The sequence below is a fragment of the Sphingobium fuliginis genome (genome assembly GCF_004152845.1).
GTDB lineage: Bacteria > Pseudomonadota > Alphaproteobacteria > Sphingomonadales > Sphingomonadaceae > Sphingobium > Sphingobium fuliginis.
This window is the reverse complement of the sequence record NZ_SEON01000002.1, coordinates 391,999-407,469: the sequence shown is the minus strand read 5'-3', so window position 1 is coordinate 407,469 and position 15,471 is coordinate 391,999. Positions and strand designations below refer to the sequence as shown.

17 protein-coding genes are annotated in these 15,471 nt (G+C 62.2%); 7 read left to right on the top strand and 10 right to left on the bottom strand.

The genetic code is table 11. The annotated features are described in order from the left end of the window. Positions 1 to 381: 381 nt before the first annotated feature. From EWH10_RS06850 to clpS, 6 genes are all read right to left on the bottom strand, one after another. Entirely contained in the window at positions 382 to 1,908 is a 1,527-nt protein-coding gene (locus EWH10_RS06850; RefSeq protein ID WP_165363347.1) for an alpha-N-arabinofuranosidase, read from the bottom strand. Between the two features lie 305 nt (positions 1,909 to 2,213). Beyond that, positions 2,214 to 2,597, bottom strand: a complete 384-nt coding sequence (locus tag EWH10_RS22215) for a GFA family protein (protein ID WP_200887662.1) — start codon at positions 2,595 to 2,597, stop codon at positions 2,214 to 2,216. Between the two features lie 11 nt (positions 2,598 to 2,608). Then, positions 2,609 to 2,833, bottom strand: a complete 225-nt coding sequence (locus EWH10_RS21695; RefSeq protein ID WP_165363318.1) for a hypothetical protein — start codon at positions 2,831 to 2,833, stop codon at positions 2,609 to 2,611. Positions 2,834 to 3,021: 188 nt separating this feature from the next. Beyond that, the gene (locus EWH10_RS06835; protein WP_048577268.1) at positions 3,022 to 3,546 is read right to left on the bottom strand and encodes a PilZ domain-containing protein; all 525 of its coding nucleotides are present in this window, start codon (positions 3,544 to 3,546) and stop codon (positions 3,022 to 3,024) included. A gap of 168 nt (positions 3,547 to 3,714) precedes the next feature. Continuing rightward, positions 3,715 to 4,431, bottom strand: coding sequence for an integrase core domain-containing protein (locus EWH10_RS06830; RefSeq protein ID WP_268236494.1), 717 nt, complete (start codon positions 4,429 to 4,431; stop codon positions 3,715 to 3,717). 209 nt (positions 4,432 to 4,640) lie between these two features. Then, positions 4,641 to 5,000, bottom strand: a complete 360-nt coding sequence (gene clpS, locus EWH10_RS06825) for an ATP-dependent Clp protease adapter ClpS (RefSeq protein ID WP_229742482.1) — start codon at positions 4,998 to 5,000, stop codon at positions 4,641 to 4,643. Positions 5,001 to 5,727: 727 nt separating this feature from the next. Between clpS and rplJ the strand changes: the two genes are divergently transcribed. Continuing rightward, entirely contained in the window at positions 5,728 to 6,243 is a 516-nt protein-coding gene (gene rplJ / locus EWH10_RS06820) for a 50S ribosomal protein L10 (RefSeq protein ID WP_025551854.1), read from the top strand. A gap of 84 nt (positions 6,244 to 6,327) precedes the next feature. Continuing rightward, entirely contained in the window at positions 6,328 to 6,708 is a 381-nt protein-coding gene (rplL, locus tag EWH10_RS06815; RefSeq protein ID WP_007687446.1) for a 50S ribosomal protein L7/L12, read from the top strand. Positions 6,709 to 7,079: 371 nt separating this feature from the next. On the opposite strand, the gene EWH10_RS06810 is transcribed toward rplL, so the two are convergent. Continuing rightward, positions 7,080 to 9,185, bottom strand: a complete 2,106-nt coding sequence (locus EWH10_RS06810; RefSeq protein ID WP_044661528.1) for a RelA/SpoT family protein — start codon at positions 9,183 to 9,185, stop codon at positions 7,080 to 7,082. Between the two features lie 112 nt (positions 9,186 to 9,297). Here EWH10_RS06810 and EWH10_RS06805 point away from each other — a divergent pair, with 112 nt between their 5' ends. The 3 genes from EWH10_RS06805 to EWH10_RS06795 all read left to right on the top strand — a co-directional run bounded on the left by EWH10_RS06805 (position 9,298) and on the right by EWH10_RS06795 (position 11,827). Next, on the top strand, positions 9,298 to 9,777 hold the full coding sequence (locus EWH10_RS06805) for a winged helix-turn-helix transcriptional regulator (RefSeq protein WP_025549937.1): 480 nt from the start codon (positions 9,298 to 9,300) through the stop codon (positions 9,775 to 9,777). Between the two features lie 146 nt (positions 9,778 to 9,923). Continuing rightward, positions 9,924 to 11,030 carry a sensor histidine kinase gene (locus EWH10_RS06800; RefSeq protein WP_044661529.1) on the top strand — a complete coding sequence of 369 codons (1,107 nt, stop codon included), beginning with the start codon at positions 9,924 to 9,926 and terminating at the stop codon, positions 11,028 to 11,030. Continuing rightward, the gene (locus EWH10_RS06795) at positions 11,027 to 11,827 is read left to right on the top strand and encodes a LytR/AlgR family response regulator transcription factor (protein ID WP_044661530.1); all 801 of its coding nucleotides are present in this window, start codon (positions 11,027 to 11,029) and stop codon (positions 11,825 to 11,827) included. Before EWH10_RS06800 ends, EWH10_RS06795 begins: the two co-directional genes overlap by 4 nt. Positions 11,828 to 11,934: 107 nt before the next feature. On the opposite strand, the gene EWH10_RS06790 is transcribed toward EWH10_RS06795, so the two are convergent. Then, on the bottom strand, positions 11,935 to 12,351 hold the full coding sequence (locus EWH10_RS06790; RefSeq protein WP_044661531.1) for a GtrA family protein: 417 nt from the start codon (positions 12,349 to 12,351) through the stop codon (positions 11,935 to 11,937). A 44-nt stretch (positions 12,352 to 12,395) separates the two neighbouring features. On the opposite strand from EWH10_RS06790, the gene EWH10_RS06785 reads away from it, so the two are divergent. Next, positions 12,396 to 14,297: a hypothetical protein gene (locus EWH10_RS06785; RefSeq protein ID WP_044661532.1), complete on the top strand. Its 1,902-nt coding sequence runs from the start codon at positions 12,396 to 12,398 to the stop codon at positions 14,295 to 14,297. Here EWH10_RS06785 and EWH10_RS06780 read toward each other — a convergent pair. Beyond that, the gene (locus tag EWH10_RS06780; RefSeq protein WP_044663033.1) at positions 14,259 to 14,717 is read right to left on the bottom strand and encodes a nucleoside deaminase; all 459 of its coding nucleotides are present in this window, start codon (positions 14,715 to 14,717) and stop codon (positions 14,259 to 14,261) included. The two genes, EWH10_RS06785 and EWH10_RS06780, sit on opposite strands and share 39 nt — an antisense overlap. 76 nt (positions 14,718 to 14,793) lie before the next feature. Continuing rightward, positions 14,794 to 15,015: a hypothetical protein gene (locus tag EWH10_RS06775; protein ID WP_025549933.1), complete on the bottom strand. Its 222-nt coding sequence runs from the start codon at positions 15,013 to 15,015 to the stop codon at positions 14,794 to 14,796. 148 nt (positions 15,016 to 15,163) lie between these two features. On the opposite strand from EWH10_RS06775, the gene rpmB reads away from it, so the two are divergent. Continuing rightward, positions 15,164 to 15,457, top strand: coding sequence for a 50S ribosomal protein L28 (gene rpmB / locus EWH10_RS06770; RefSeq protein ID WP_025549932.1), 294 nt, complete (start codon positions 15,164 to 15,166; stop codon positions 15,455 to 15,457). Positions 15,458 to 15,471: the final 14 nt, after the last annotated feature.

Below are 15,471 nucleotides of genomic sequence, written 5' to 3'. Positions count from 1 at the left end.
TCGTCGGGTGCGATATTTGCCGCATATGGCGGATCACACACCATCGTGGCTGCGCATATACAAGCCCGTGCTTATGCTGGTGCAGCACGGCCATTACCTTATTCAAATCCTGGTGCGGCGAGATGCTGGCTTGTGAACCATAACAGTGAAGGATTGGGTATCGTCGGGGTCCGTCTCAATGTCGCTCAGCACGATAAGGCGCTGCTTCGCCGCCGGCGACGCGGCGGAAGGCGGTGGGGGAGAGGCGGCCGGCAAATCGACGGAAAAGCTGGCAAATCGACGGGAAAGATGGTCGCTGCAACTGCGGCCAACGCGGCAACAGCTTTCACGCGATCCGGTCCCGGTTCGCGCGGGCGGTCGTTCGATGTCGGCGTTTGACCATCATTCCATAACGCTCAGAACGGTTACCGACTTGGGCGGCAATGTCACTTTCAACCGGCCGCCGATCACCTTGGCGGCACTTGGCTGCGGCTTGACCATGTCGGGCTTGTCATAGCTGTTGACCGCATCGACCCGCGATGCGGTCAGCACGGTACCCGATGCCTTGCGCGCGCGGATGCCCGCCACCGCCGCATCGATGGAGGCGGCATTGTTCGGGTCGACGTTGGTGAGCGCGATCCACAGCTTCCCGTCGGCGCCGCGCGCCGCAATCGCATCGATGCGCGGCACGCTCACCTCGCCGAACCTGTATGTTCCCGCGTCGAAGCTAATCGGCAAGCGCGTGGCGTTCTGGAACGGCACATACATTTTGAACAAGTAATAGGTGGGCGTCAGCACCATCTTCGGCCCGTCCGTCAGGATCATCGCCTGAAGCACGTTCACCATTTGGGCGATGGCGGTCATGCGGACCCGTTCGGCATGGCGGACGAACATGTTGAGGTTGATCGAAGCGATGACGGCGTCGCGGATGGAGTTCTGCTGATGCAGGAAACCATCCTTGCTGCCTGGCAGCTTCGCGAGCCAAACGCCCCACTCATCTATGACCAGCGGGACTTTCTTGTCCGGATCGTATTTGTCCATCACCGCTGAGTGAACGCGGATCATCTCCTCCATCTTCAGCGTGTCCTTGATGAGCATCGCATATTCGCGCTCGCCAAAGTCGATGCTGGAAAAGGGCGGGGGCCAGCTGATCCAGGTATAGTTGTGCATCGACAGCCCTTCGATGCTCCAGCTCCAGTCATGCGCCTTCCATGCCTTCATGACGGCTTCGGTATAGGCCGTGTCCAGTCCGCCGGGCCCAACCGCGATCCGTTGCATCGGGTCCGATCCGGCTACCGAACCGCCCGCAGGATTGTCCGTGCCCTGCTGTTCGAGGTTGAGGTTACGGGCGAAGCGAGCGTAGCGCTTCATTTCATCGACATAATAGTCGGGCGTGTACGCGCCGCCACAACTCCAGCTTTCGTTCCCAAGACCCAGAAATTTGACTCGGTAGGGTTTGGGATGGCCATTGGCTGCGCGTTCCGCCCCCGCCGTCGTGCCGCGATCAGCGGTCATGTACGCGAGCCAGTCGGCGGCTTCCTTGACGCTGCCCGATCCCATGTTGACCGATATATAGGCTTCGGCCCCGATCTGATCGATGAAGTCGAAAAATTCGTCCGTGCCGAAATCATTCTTCTCCAGCGCGTTGCCCCAGCTGCCGTTCACCGTCACCGCCCGCTTGGCGCGAGGACCGACCCCATCGCGCCAATGATATTCGTCGGCAAAGCACCCGCCCGGCCAGCGAACGCTCGGAACATTCAATTCCTTCAGCGCCTGAACCACATCGCTGCGAATGCCACGCACATTGGGTATCGGCGAGTCTTCGCCCACCCAGACGCCGCCATAGATGCCTGTTCCCAGATTTTCGGCGAACTGACCGAAGATGTCGCGGTCGATGGTCGGTCCCGTACCGTCGGCGGCGACCGTCATGGCGACAGATGCCGGTTGCGCCAGAGCCGACGCCGGAACAGCGGCTACCGCCAACGCCAGCGTGAGATTTAGCTGCACCCTTCGACCCTCCCGCCGCCTATCCAATATTCAGACATGCCGCTGTAGGAAATTACTCCGACTATTTCTAGGAATATCTTCACTCAGCGCTGGGGAGGGCGCCGTCAAAGCTAAGTGGCAACGGGTAAACAGACGGCGTGAGCAGCCGCCCCAAGAGCCCGTTCCGATACTTCAACTCGTCGCCCGAGGTGATCCGCCTCGCTGTGCTCATATATGTCCGCTAAACTTCAAGACTCCCGATTGCGTGCAAATTGAGGAACGGGAAGAGGCGCGACCCACGGCAGCCGACGGGTGATCCAGTTCTCATATTGCGGCACAAGACCCGTGGCGTCGTCGAAGCTCGCGACGGGAAGCTCGATCTCATCGCCGGCAAGGTTCACGAACCGAGATCCGCATGTAGGGCAATGTAGCCGATAATAGCCGGGGCTGCTCTCCCACGCCGCATATGGACCGCAAAGAGCGACGGCCGCGCGGGCAAAGACGGCAAAGGCAAGATAGGGTGCGCCATGCGCTCTCTGACAAACAAGGCAGTGACAAAGGCCCACACGTGACGCGTCACCTCGGGCTATGAACCTCAATGCGCCACAGGCGCAGCCACCCGAACGTTCCATAGTTGCTGTTGTCATGCGCGAACAACACGCAGCCACGGGGAAAGACCCAGGCCGATCGGGTTGAAGACGACCTTGCGTCCATCGACGGCGGAGAAGAGCGAAAGCTGCCCGTCCGCCGTCGGGCAGATAAAATCATGCGCCATATGTCGTATAAGGGTCGCTTTTGCTGGGTCGATCGCCTGTCTTGGGTAATGTTGCAGGGCGTAGGGCGAGTTCCAGTTCGTGTCACGAGCCAAGATTCATTCTCGAAGACTGGACGCCACCGCTCGTGCCGTTGTGTCTCTATTATTCCAATCGCCGGAATTCTTCCAGGCATTCATCACGATGGCGCGCGACTTGGCCGCCGGACGGCTCACACAGCCTTGAGCCTGCTGGTGTAGGTTCGGGCAGCGTGCAGCTAAAGGGCCGTTTGACAGGCGGAGTACTAAAGGTGACTTTCCAGTTCGGAAAACGGTCGCGAGAGGATCTGGTAAAGTTCGTTGGCGGCAAAGCCTGCGGCAATGAGAGCAAGGACTACGAACACACCAAATTGGAATGCCGCTGACCAACGTCGGCTATTCTCCAATTGGCGCGCAATGCGCGCATCTGCGTCCGCTCTTGGCTGAGCCCGGCGCTCATAGGATGATTCGGGATCATTCGCAGATCGGGGACGGGAAGCCAGGCGCGGTTCATTGATTATGGCAGCGATATCGAGCCTGCCCTGCGCCTGAATCCCGAAAAAGCGATCTTTCCGCCAGACGACCCGCCCTATAATCGTCAGTCGCCCACGCCGTATCTCTACATAAGTGCCGCGCTCGGGGGCTTCGTCGGATGCCACGAGTGCGCCACCCGAGGACAGATTATGGATCACCGCTTCGACCCAGGATTCGCCCACGCGCATCCTCGCCGGAATCAACACCGGGTGACGTGTCTCACGAGGTTTGTAGCCAATCTGTAACGCCTTGAGCACGCGACAGCCCTCTCCCAGATCCGTCGTTCCTAAACTATCATGGTGAAAAGAATGCTAAGACGGAGCGATTACAGGTTGCTTCCGGGAGCATGGCGTCAGGGCATGGTGCATCACCCTCCACCAGTTTGGGTGATTGGACTGCCCGCGATGACTGGTCCGATTGCGTAGTTAGTTGAATTGCGCCTCCGATGCCAGCCTGGACGGGAGGCGGAGCGTAGCGGAGCCGAGCGGCCAGGCTGGCATCCTGATCGTTTCCGGGGCCGGTGGTCGATATCCGAGGCTGCTGTGCGGCCTTGCCCGGTTGTAATGATCGCGCCACCAGCCGGTGACGATCCGCACCTCTTCAAGACTAAAGAAGATTTCGCCGTTGAGCAGTTCATCTCGCAGACGGGCATTGAAGCTTTCGATATAGCCGTTCTCCCGGCTGAACTCGTCGATGATGTTGAGCATCCGGAACTTGCGACCGTTGTGCGTCTGATCCTCGACGAAGTCGTAGGACCACACATGCCCGCGATGCTCCGGGCGCAGCCGGACGCACGATCCGTCGCCGCGCCAGAGCCGCCGCCGTTTCGGTTGCCACTTCGGCACTTTAAGACCCTCCCGCCGCCAGAGACGCTCGACCACCGACAGGCTGACCTGCCAGCCCGCTTGGCCCAGCAAGGCATGGATGCGGCGATAGCCATACCGGCCAGCGTCTCGATGCCGGCGACGAATGCTGGCAGGTTGGCACCATCGATGGACATGCCGATGTCCATGGCGAACTGCAACGGATACCTGCACAGGGTCGGGAGCTTCTCTACCACGATATTCTCCAGTTCCCGGGCCGGGATGTGCATGCCTTCGCTGCTTTCCCCATGCTGGAGTGCCCGGCTGACATAAGAGCATCTGATGGCGACGAGTTCGCGTTGGACTGACAGCACCGTCTGGAAAAACGCCTTGCACGGCCGCGCTGGCAGAATGCCATCCTCTGGTCAGGCTGAAGGCGTCACCGAACCGCTGGGTCCGTGCCACGTCATCGATTGCCGGGCATGGCCCCGAGTCGTGGGCCGGTGAGATTCGCGTTATGCCCGCCTGTCAGGTGCCCCGGGACACCATCAGGCCTTTTCCAAGGTGCACTGGAGCGGGTGCTGGTTCTGGCGGGCAAAGTCCATCACCTGATTCACCTTGGTTTCCGCCACTTCATAGCTGAAGATTCCGCATACGCCGACGCCCCGCTGGTGGACGTGCAGCATCACGCGCGTCGCCTCCTCCATGTCCATGCGAAAGAATTGCTGGAGAACGTGCACGACGAATTCCATCGGCGTGTAGTCGTCGTTCAGCATCAGCACCTTGTAGAGAGAGGGCTTTTTCGTCCGGGCGCGCGTGCGCGTGGCGATGCCGACATTGGGGCCGCCCGGGCCGTCGCCCTGGTCGTCCTGATCCTTGTCCGCCATCATCGCGGGATATGCCATCATCGAGAAGCTGTTCATGATGGGGAAGGATATGGCTATTTGCTCTTGCATGGCAAGGGGTCCGACGGGGCGTAAACCATCCTTCCGGGTGGGAACGGCCTGGGGGAGGGGGGAACGGGGTGGAAGGCGGCGATTCTGTTCCACGTTCTGGCCTGGGGGCTCCGCGCTCCTGCTCCCGGCGGATCATCGCACCGTCTGAACCGGCCCTGCCGACTGTAACCTCCCGGCCACGGCTGGCGAAAAAACATCCTATTGCCCGGCCTGGCACCGCTTTCATCCTGTCCTACATCCCCGCGGTCAGCCTATTCCGCTCCCTTCTTTGAAATGTCGGACCCATTACCCGGGCGGCTACGCGCGCTCGCGCGCATGCGCGCATATGGTGTGAACTTCGGCGTAAAGCGGCGCTTTTCCGTCGCCTTCCATCGCCAATCGCCAGATTTTGCGTGACAGGGGGCCTCCAAATCTGTAGGGGCGCCCGCAGCAGACCCCCGGCAGAAATGTCGATGGTCTTCCGTCCGAGACAGTCGGTGAAGGGAATATGCCCTTCTTAATTTCCGGCCTAGACGGGGAAAAGTTCTTTACCGGCCGGGCCTTGCCTGTCCGGGTCTGCCTGTTCTCCCTGAGGGATGCGGGCCAGTCGATCTCTCCCCTTCGGACCAATGCCCCGCGATTCGTCGCGGGTTTTTGCCGTCCACCGGATTTTCCGGCGGACATGAAGTGGAGTAAAGGCATGGATCGTAATCAGAAAGCTGAGGTCGTTTCCGCGCTGAACGCACATCTGGCCGAAGTCGGCGTGGTCGTCGTGACCCGCAACCTCGGGCTGACGGTCGCCCAGTCGACCCAGCTGCGCCAGAAGATGCGCGAAGCCGGCGGCACCTACAAGGTTACGAAGAACCGCCTCGCCAAGATCGCCCTTGAAGGCACCGACTATAGCGGCATCAGCGACCTGCTGACCGGTCCGGTCGGGCTCGCTTCCTCGGCCGATCCGGTCGCAGCCGCGAAGGTTGCGGTCGAATTCGCCAAGACCAACGACAAGCTTGAGATCGTTGGCGGTGCGATGGGCGAAGTGCTGCTGAACGCGGAGGGCGTCAAGGCGCTCGCCTCGATGCCGTCGCTGGATGAACTGCGCGCGAAGCTGGTCGGCCTTCTGGTCGCCCCGGCTACCAAGCTCGCAACCGTCACCCAGGCCCCGGCTGCCCAGCTCGCGCGGGTCTTCAACGCCTATGCGGAAAAGAACGCGGCCTGATCGCCGCGGGATTGCCCGGAATATTGTTTTCAACTCTCGTTTAAGGGGCTCATGCCCCGCCCAGAAGGGAATAGGTAAAGTAACATGGCAGACATCAATGCTCTGGTCGACCAGCTCTCGGCCCTGACCGTCCTCGAAGCCGCTGAGCTTTCCAAGGCTCTGGAAGAAAAGTGGGGCGTTTCGGCCGCCGCTGCCGTCGCGGTTGCCGCTCCGGCCGGTGGCGCTGCCGGCGCTGCTCCTGCTGAAGAAGCCAAGGACGAATTCGACGTCGTCCTGACCGGCGACGGCGGCAAGAAGATCAACGTCATCAAGGAAGTCCGCGCCATCACCGGCCTGGGCCTGACCGAAGCCAAGGCTCTGGTCGAAGGCGCGCCGAAGGCCGTCAAGGAAGGCGTCGGCAAGGACGAAGCCGAGAAGATCAAGAAGCAGCTGGAAGAAGCCGGCGCGACCGTCGAACTCAAGTAAGTTCGGTCGAGCCCCGCGCAGGCGGGGCTGCTTACCGGCTATGGCCGGAGGAAATCGGGGCGGTGCCTTCGGCGCCGCCCTTTTTCTTTTCCCTGGACGGTATTGGTGAGGGAATGTCGGTTGCTGCGGTTGAGCGCATCATACCCCCGCCTTCGCAAGAGCGCGCCATACTTCCAGGAAAGCTGAAGGGCAGCAGCCCACCCCGCATCCTCATTCCCCGCGCGGCCGGCAAGAAGAGTTGGCCCCCGCCAACCATCCTTCGCTGCCGCTAGAGCAGATTTCGATCCGATTGCATCGGCTCGACTGCTCTAAGTTTTTGTTTTGTCGCGTTTTCCGAGTCAGCAGATGATTCCATCTGCTTGGAAAACGCTCTAGACCCGATCCGCCTGCACCACCGTGTCGAGGCCGCGCAGGGCGGAGAGGATGCGGTTCAGATGCTGGGCGTCGGCGACTTCCAGGTCGATGATGTCGGTGTGGAAGGGGCCTTCGCGGTTCACCAGTTGCAGGTTGAGGATGTTCGCCTTGGTCGCGCCGAAAACGTTGGTGACGGCCGCCAGCGCGCCCGGCTGGTTCTTGACGATCACCTGAAGCCGTGCGGTGCCGCCCTTGGACCTGCTGTCCCAGCTTAAATCCACCCAGTCGTCATCCTGTCCCGCCTCCAGCGAACGGCAATCGATGGTGTGGACCTCGATCGGTTCGCCGGTGCGGCGGACGCCGACGATGCGGTCGCCGGGGACGGGGTGGCAGCAGTCGCCCAGATTATAGGCGATGCCGGGCGTCAGGCCGCGGATCGATACCGGAGCGTGCTGGCGCGGATGGGCTTCCTCCATGCCCTCCACGCTGGTGGAGCCGGGAATGAGCGCCTCCATCACCTCCGAATCGAGCAGGCGATGGGTGGCGATGGCGACCATCAGGGATGCGCGGTCGTCCAGCTTCAGGCGCTTCAACGCCGCCTTCAATGCCTTGTCGCCCAGTTCGCTTGCCAGTTCGGGGGAGAAGCGGCCGATGATTTCCTCATAGAGCTTCTCGCCCAGAGCGACTTCCTCGCCGCGCTGCTTCTGGCGGATATAGCGGCGGATGGCGGCGCGGGCCTTGCCGGTGATGGCGAAGGTCAGCCAGCCGGGCTGCGGCTCCTGTCCTTCGGATTTCAGGATCTCCACCTGATCGCCATTCTCCAGCGTCGTGCGCAGCGGCACGACCCGGCCATTGACCTTGGCGCCGACCGTCTGGTTGCCGAGCGAGGTGTGCACGGCATAGGCGAAGTCGACCGGCGTCGACCCCTTGGGCAACTGGTGCAGCTCGCCCTTGGGGGAAAAGGCGAAGATGCGGTCCTGATACATCGCCATGCGGGTATGTTCGAGCAGTTCGTCCGCATCCTGGCTCTGCTCCAGGATTTCGACCAGGTCGCGCAGCCAGGCTGCATGGTGGTCGGTGGCGTCGCCCTTCTGCTTATAGGCCCAATGCGCGGCGAGGCCGAGTTCGGCGTCATGGTGCATGTCGCGGCTGCGAATCTGCACCTCGATGCGGGCATTGTCCTGATGGATGACGGTGGTGTGCAGCGAGCGGTAGCCGTTGCGCTTGGGCGTGGAGATGTAATCCTTGAACCGCCCCGGCACCATCTTGTAGGTCTGGTGGATGACGCCCAATGCGCGGTAGCAGTCCTCCGTCGTCTCGGTGATGACGCGGAAGGCCATGACGTCGGTCAGTTGTTCGAAACTGATATGGCGTTCCTGCATCTTCTTCCAGATGGAATAGGGATGCTTCTCGCGGCCCGAGACCGTGACCGGCAGCCCCTTGCCGCCCAGCAGCAATTGCAGTTCCGCGCCGATCCGGTCGACCTTGTCATGGCCGCCTTCCTTCAGTTGCTCCAGCCGTTTGGTGATGCTGTCATAGGCTTCCGGCTCCAGCTCGCGGAAGGCCAGCAACTGCATCTCGCGCATGAAGTCGTACATGCCGATTCGCTCCGCCAGCGGGGCGTAGATGTCCATCGTCTCGCGGGCGATGCGGCGGCGCTTCTGCTCATTCTTGATGAAGTGCAGCGTGCGCATGTTGTGCAGCCGGTCGGCCAGCTTCACCAGCAGCACACGGATGTCGTCCGACATGGCGAGCAGGAATTTGCGCAGATTCTCCGCGGCCCGCTCATTTTCGGACATGGCCTCGATCTTGCTGAGCTTGGTGACGCCGTCGACCATCCGGGCGACGTCCTTGCCGAAGGCGTGCTCGATCTCCTCATAGGTGACGAGCGTATCCTCTATCGTGTCGTGCAGCAGCGCGGTCACGATGGTCTGATCGTCCAGGTTGAAATCGGTCAATATGCCGGCGACTTCGATGGGATGACTGAAATAGGGGTCGCCGCTGGCGCGCTTCTGAGACCCGTGCTTCTGGACGGAAAAGACATAGGCGCGGTTGATCATCGCTTCGTCCGCATCCGGATCGTAGCGCTTTACCCGTTCAACAAGTTCGTATTGGCGTAGCATCCTGTTGCGATTGTCCGCGATGCCCCTTGCTGTGCAACAAAAAAATCCCATCTTAGGTGAATAGCGATGCGCTTTTGCAACGCGGGTGGCTTTGAGCTATCAAATGAAGACGATGACACATAATCTGGCGCAGGATCTGGAACAATGCGCGCTGCCCAGCGCATTGGAGGCGATGGGAGAACGCTGGTCGTTCCTCATCTTGCGGGGCGCTCTGTCGGGAATCCGGCATTTCGAGGAGTTTCAGTCGACCCTCGGCATTGCCCGCAACATCCTGGCGAATCGGCTCGCGCGGCTGGTGGAAAACGGCATCATGGTGCGTCAGCCGATGCAATGCGACCGGCGCAAGGTGGAATATCGCCTGACCGACAAGGGACAGGATCTGGCGCCTGCGATGATCGCGCTGCGCCAATGGGGTGAGAAATGGGGCTGCGGTCCCATCTCCTGCCAGGTGCTGGCCGACAGCCGCGACCGGCAGCCGATCCGCAAGATGACCATCCAGGCCCATGACGGCCGCGCGCTGGAGCCGAGCGATCTGATCTGGTTGTGCGTCGATGAGGAGACGCCGGTGACTCAGGAAGCGGCGGCTGCCTGACGATAATGCGCGCTTTGAATCGGTCGGCCATGCTGAATTCGTTCCAGCATGGCGAGCCCCCTTTGTGTTTCATTTTTTCATCGATCACGTACCGGCCGCAAAAAACCGGTTCCCACTTTTTTGCCTGATGCTTTAGGCTGGCGATAATGTCGGTTCATCGTTTCCAGCCCCAGCCTTTCTTCGCGGACAAGAACCGCGCCTTTTGGAACCTCCAGTCCGTGGGGTGGGCCGGCGCCTTCCTGTTGCGCGGTTCCTCGACCATCGCCAATGGGCAGCCGCTTTCCAGCCTGATCCCGGTGATGATCTCGACCGTGTCGGGCTATTCGGTGACGCTGCTGATCGCGGTAGTGTTCCGCTTCCTCCAGCGGCAGCGGCCCATCGTGACCTGGGGCGCCTCCATCGTCACGGTGGTGGTCGCGGCGGGGTTGGTCGCATTTATCGACGCCTGGGTCTTCTCCACCCAGAATCGGGGCAGCGACACGGCGGGGCTGCAACTGTTCCTGGGCGCCTTCTATCTCAGCATGACATTGCTGGGGGCATGGTCGGCGCTATATTATGCGATCAACTTCTACCTGACGGTGGAGGAGCAGGCGGACCAGTTGCTGCGGCTGGAGAATCAGGCGTCCAGCGCGCAACTTGCGATGCTGCGCTATCAGCTCAACCCGCATTTCCTGTTCAATACGCTGAACTCGATCTCGACGCTGGTGCTGCTGAAGCAGACCGACCGGGCCAATGCCATGCTGTCCCGCCTGTCCTCCTTCCTGCGCTATACGCTGATCAACGAGCCGACCGCGCAGGTGACGATCGAGCAGGAGATCGAGACGCTGAAGCTGTATCTGGAGATCGAGAAGATGCGGTTCGAGGATCGGCTGCGGCCGGTCTTCAACATCGATCCGGCGGTCTCGCAATCGCGCCTCCCCTCTCTCCTGCTGCAACCTTTGGTCGAAAATGCGATCAAATATGCCGTGACGCCCAAGGAAGAGGGCGCGGAAATCTCCGTCACGGCGCAGCCTGCCGGTGAAAACGTCCGGATCATCGTATCCGATACGGGTCCGGGATTGAATGAGGGGTTCACCCGCCCGAACAATCCGGCCAGCGAAGGAACGGGCGTCGGTCTGGCGAACATCCGCGACAGGCTGATTCAGGCCTTCGGGGAACGACAGAGCTTCGAAACGCGTTCCACGCCTGGCGGCTTTTCGGTCCTGATCGAAATACCGCTTAACCTGGATGAACCATCGAGAGTGGCCGCATGACCATCAGAACAATCCTCGTCGACGACGAAAGCCTGGCTATCCAAGGCCTCAAGCTGCGTCTGGAAGCGCATGAGGATGTCGAAATCGTAGAAACCTGTTCCAACGGCCGGGAAGCGATCCGCGCCATAAAGACGCATAAGCCCGACCTTGTGTTCCTTGACATTCAAATGCCCGGTTTCGACGGATTTTCCGTCGTGCAGGGGCTGATGGAGATCGAGCCGCCGCTTTTCATCTTCTGCACCGCCTATAGCGACCATGCGATCCGCGCCTTCGAGGCGCAGGCGGTCGATTATCTGATGAAGCCCGTCGAGGAAGGCCGGCTGGCCGACGCGCTCGACCGGGTGCGGCAGCGGCTTTCGGAAAAGCGTCAGGTGCAGGAAGTGGAAAAGCTGCGCGAAGTGCTGGCCGAGGTAGCGCCCGATGCGATGAACGATTTTTCGGGCGATGGCGACGCGCCGGCCGCCAATCGCTTCGAGAAGCTGATCAACATCAAGGATCGCGGGCAGATTTTCCGCGTCGATGTCGATTCCATCGAGCGGATCGATGCGGCGGGCGATTATATGTGCATTTATACCGCCGACAATTCGCTGATCCTGCGCGAGACGATGAAGGACCTCGAAAAGCGGCTCGACCCCCGCAATTTCCAGCGCGTGCACCGCTCGACCATCGTGAATCTGAGCCAGGTGCGGCAGGTGAAGCCGCATACCAATGGCGAATGCTTCCTGGTGCTGGAATCGGGCGCGCAGGTGAAGGTCAGTCGGTCCTATCGCGATGTGGTGGCGCGGTTCGTGCATTAACAACCTCCCCTCCCGCAAGCGGGAGGGGCCGGGGGTGGGCAGCGAGCGAAACGAGCATCCGGACGGCAGGCCGCTGGTAATCGCCCTCCGTTCCGACGCTTACTCCTTCACCGAAACACCCATTGCCGATTAAGCCCGAAAACCACCGCCGGGGTTACGAACAGCATGGCCGGGATGGGCGACCATTCCGGCCATTGCATATGGGTCACGCACAACCACACCCATAGCGCGTTCAGCGCATAGCTCACCAGCGACACCGCGACGAAGCGGACCCCCCGCGCCGCCTGGTTGTCGCGCCCGCCATGCCCACGAAAGGTGAAGCTGCTGTGCGTGACATAGCCGACCGCCACCGCCGCCAGATAGCCGATGCCGTTGGCGACTTGCGGATGCAGCCTGACCGGCGCGGCCAGCGTCCAGTAGATCGTCGCCTGACAGGCGGTCACGAACAGCCCGGTCAGGCCGTAACGGACGATCTGCCAGAACAGCGCCTGCTTTTCCGGTGTGAAGATATGAAGGATTTTCATGCCGCCCCGTTGCGCTTTGATGCGGACCCTCTAATCGAGCCACCATGAAACTGCAAAGCTGGTCTGTCCTGCGCGCTCATGTCGCCCCTGTCGCGGCGCAATTCTCCGGCTATGCGGAGCGCAACTGGAAGTGGCTGACCGTCCTGCTGTGGATCGGCGCCATGGCCTATATGATCGCCACGCGCTGGCCGCAGATCCATTGGCTGACGCTCAGCGATACGGACGACAATATCCGCTATCTGCAGGTGAAGGACTGGCTGGCCGGGCAGTCATGGTACGACCTGCGGCAATATCGGCTGGATCCGCCCGCCGGGTTCAATATCCACTGGTCGCGGCTGGTGGACCTGCCGCTGGCCGCGCTGATGCTGTTCTTCCGCGCTTTCCTGGACCAGGGGCTGGCCGACCGGCTGGCCTGCGGCATTGCGCCGATGCTGCCGATGCTGCCGCTGATGCTGGGCCTTGGCTTCATCGCGCGAAGGCTGGCGGGGGGGAATAGCTGGTTCCTGGCGGCGGTGGCGCCCTTCGCCGCGCAGATGGGCATCAGCATGTTCCTGCCGATGCGGATCGACCATCATGGCTGGCAACTGGCCTTCACCGTCCTGATGCTGGCGGGCGTGGTCGACCGCAACTGGCTGCGCGGCGGCATCGTCGCGGGCGTGAGCAGCGCGCTGTCCATCACCATCGGCATGGAAATGATCGTCTATCTGGCGGCAGGCGGCGCGCTGATCGCGATGCGCTGGGTGTTCAAGGACGGCGCGGCCCGGCGGATGCTGCCTTATGCGATCAGCCTTGGCGGAGCGACGTCGCTGCTGTTCGTGCTGTTCGCCAGCTACGCCAACCGGGAAATGGTATGCGACGCAATCTCGCCCATCTGGGTGGCGATCTTCGCGGTTGCGTCGGCCGGGATGGTGCTGCTGGCGCTGCTCCCGCTCAAGAGCTGGCCGGCGCGGCTGGGTGCGGGGGTACTGGTCGGAGCGGCGGTGGCGGCCTTCGCCTGGATGAACTGGCCGCAATGCCTGTCGGGCGCCTATCAGATCTCGCCCGAGCTGGAGAAGCTGTGGCTGGTCAATATCCGCGAAGCCAAGCCGATCACCGTGCAGGCGCGCAGCCTGGTGGTGCCGTTGATGGCCATTCCGGCGGCTGGCCTGATCGGCCTGCTTTGGGCGCTGTGGGACGCGCGCAGGGACGCCGACCGGCTCTGGGCCTGGGCCACCGTAGGCCTGATGATGCTCTTTTCCACCGCGCTGCTCTTCTGGCAGCTTCGCGCCGGACCGGCGGCGCAATTGCTGGCCATACCGCCCGCCGCCTGGGCCGCCTATCGGCTGCTGTGCCTGATCGAGACGGGGCGGCCCGCCGCCCGTCTGGCCGCGGCGCTGGGCGCGGCTGTGCTCGCCGGGGCAGCCTTTGCAACGCCGCTTTATCCGCAGTTGAACCAGCTCTGGGTCAAGGCGACGGGCGAACAGCCCAAGCCGCAAAGGCCGACGGCACAGCTGCGTCGCAAGGCCATCGACAAGGCCAATGGCCGGTGCCGCACCCTGCCGGCGCTGCAGGTGCTCGACCAGTTGCCGCCCGCCACCATCTTCACCATGGTCGACCTGGGACCGCGCCTGATCGTCGCGACGCACCACAGCGCCGTGGCAGGCCCTTATCACCGCAACGGCGCGACGATCCTCGACATGCACCATGCCTATGACGGCCCTGCCGACGCGTTCCGGCCGATCGCGGCGAAGCACCATGCCACCTATCTGCTGGTCTGCCCCGGCTTTCCCGAGGGCACCATCTATCAGTCGCGCAGCCCCAGGGGCTTTTATGCCGGTCTGATGCGGGGCGAGGTGCCCGGCTGGCTGAAGCCGGTGCCGTTGAGGACAGGGATGACGCTGCCCTACACGCTCTACCGCATCGACTATTCAGCGCCGGGCGAGAAAAAAAGCCTTGAGCAGCGTTGATGCTTCCGCGGCGGCGAGGTCGCCATAGACCTCTGGCCGGTGGAGGCATTGCGGTTGCGTGAAGAGGCGGGGCCCCTGTTCGATCGCGCCGCCCTTGGGGTCCGCCACGGCATAATAGAGGCGGGCGATGCGGGCGTGGGAGATCGCCCCGGCGCACATGGCGCACGGCTCCAATGTTACCCAGAGGTCGCAGCCGGAGAGGCGGAAGTCGCCCAGATGGGTTGCCGCGGCGCGGATCGCGACCATTTCGGCATGGGCGGTGGGATCATTGTCGCGCCGGTTGCGATTTTCCCCTTCACCGATGATGCGGCCGTCGAGGGTGACGACCGCGCCGATGGGCACCTCTCCCGCTCCGGCGGCGGCATAAGCGAGATCGAGCGCACGCCGCATCGGATCGGGCAGGGGGAAGGGCGAGGACATGGCTTCGCCCATACAGGATGACGGAGCTTTGGGGGAGGGGCTGTAATGCCTCGCTATCCCGCTGTCAGAACAGGCCTCAGGGCTTCTGTACGTCCACTGTCGGCAGTTCGACCGTCTCCTTGCGTTTGCCGACCTCGACCCTGGCCACGCTGGCCTCATATTTGGGCAGGGAGCCGCCCTTGACCGCGATTTCCGGCAGCCGTCCCTCCTGCGTTTTCTGCAGGTCGATGAAGCCGGTGGCAATTCCGCCGGCCAGAACCAGCAGGACGATCAGCAACAGGCCACCAATGAATCGCATTTCCGCCTCCTTTGGCTTATGGCCCGTCAACGCTCATGAGTCGGAAAGGGTTGCGGCCCCGAAAGGCGCTGGGCGGGTTGACGAGCGTCGGGAATCCCGTTATCGGCGCCGCTTTCCGAACGAACCCGAATTACAAGGTTGATTGACTATGTCGCGCATTTGCGAGCTGACCGGCAAGGGCCGCCAGGTGGGTCACAATGTTTCCCACGCCAATAACAAGACCAAGCGTGTGTTCCTGCCCAACCTGCAGAACGTGTCGCTGATCTCCGAAGCGCTGGAAACGACCGTGAAGCTGCGCGTGTCGACCCATGGTCTGCGTTCGGTCGAGCATAATGGCGGCCTGGACAACTGGCTGCTGAAGACCAGCGACGACAAGCTGTCGCTGAAGGCTCGCCGCCTGAAGCGCGACATCGCGAAGAAGAAGGCCGCTGCCGCGGCCTGATTCGGCTTGCTTCG

Bases quoted from the DNA above. Each gene is read 5' to 3' on its own strand.
- EWH10_RS06850 (WP_165363347.1), bottom strand. From the start codon at position 1,908: ATGACGGTCGCCGCCGACGGTACGGGACCGACCATCGACCGCGACATC.
- EWH10_RS22215 (WP_200887662.1), bottom strand. From the start codon at position 2,597: ATGGAACGTTCGGGTGGCTGCGCCTGTGGCGCATTGAGGTTCATAGCC.
- EWH10_RS06830 (WP_268236494.1), bottom strand. From the start codon at position 4,431: ATGCTCTTATGTCAGCCGGGCACTCCAGCATGGGGAAAGCAGCGAAGG.
- clpS (WP_229742482.1), bottom strand. From the start codon at position 5,000: ATGATGGCATATCCCGCGATGATGGCGGACAAGGATCAGGACGACCAG.
- rplJ (WP_025551854.1), top strand. From the start codon at position 5,728: ATGGATCGTAATCAGAAAGCTGAGGTCGTTTCCGCGCTGAACGCACAT.
- rplL (WP_007687446.1), top strand. From the start codon at position 6,328: ATGGCAGACATCAATGCTCTGGTCGACCAGCTCTCGGCCCTGACCGTC.
- EWH10_RS06810 (WP_044661528.1), bottom strand. From the start codon at position 9,185: ATGCTACGCCAATACGAACTTGTTGAACGGGTAAAGCGCTACGATCCG.
- EWH10_RS06805 (WP_025549937.1), top strand. From the start codon at position 9,298: ATGACACATAATCTGGCGCAGGATCTGGAACAATGCGCGCTGCCCAGC.
- EWH10_RS06800 (WP_044661529.1), top strand. From the start codon at position 9,924: ATGTCGGTTCATCGTTTCCAGCCCCAGCCTTTCTTCGCGGACAAGAAC.
- EWH10_RS06795 (WP_044661530.1), top strand. From the start codon at position 11,027: ATGACCATCAGAACAATCCTCGTCGACGACGAAAGCCTGGCTATCCAA.
- EWH10_RS06790 (WP_044661531.1), bottom strand. From the start codon at position 12,351: ATGAAAATCCTTCATATCTTCACACCGGAAAAGCAGGCGCTGTTCTGG.
- EWH10_RS06785 (WP_044661532.1), top strand. From the start codon at position 12,396: ATGAAACTGCAAAGCTGGTCTGTCCTGCGCGCTCATGTCGCCCCTGTC.
- EWH10_RS06780 (WP_044663033.1), bottom strand. From the start codon at position 14,717: ATGTCCTCGCCCTTCCCCCTGCCCGATCCGATGCGGCGTGCGCTCGAT.
- EWH10_RS06775 (WP_025549933.1), bottom strand. From the start codon at position 15,015: ATGCGATTCATTGGTGGCCTGTTGCTGATCGTCCTGCTGGTTCTGGCC.
- rpmB (WP_025549932.1), top strand. From the start codon at position 15,164: ATGTCGCGCATTTGCGAGCTGACCGGCAAGGGCCGCCAGGTGGGTCAC.